General features: G+C 40.5%; 1 pseudogene. It reads right to left on the bottom strand.

The window, feature by feature from the left end:
- Positions 1-242: pseudogene (locus ACEN4I_RS13685) on the bottom strand (ISNCY family transposase); the annotation flags it as partial.

The raw sequence follows: 242 nt of genomic DNA, 5'->3' as shown, positions 1-242 counted from the left end.
ATTGCCAAACTTCTTATTGAAAATCCTAACCCATTTCGTTAAAAAGTGATTGGCTTCCTCCATAGATTGTATTCCAGCTAATTCTAAATCTACAGGAAGTCGTGATTGAACAGTTCCGTTTAAGCGCTCTACGCGGCCTTTAGCTTGTGGAATAGAGGAGGTTTTAATCTCAATACCGAGTTGATGACAGGCAAAACCAAACTGGGTAAAGGTATCTTCTTCGACCGCTTTCATGGCTTTTG

The organism is Desemzia sp. FAM 23990, assembly GCF_045528485.1.
Classification (GTDB): Bacteria; Bacillota; Bacilli; order Lactobacillales; family Carnobacteriaceae; genus Desemzia.
The sequence above is the reverse complement of the archived record's forward strand: the minus strand, read 5'-3'. Positions and strand labels throughout refer to the sequence as shown.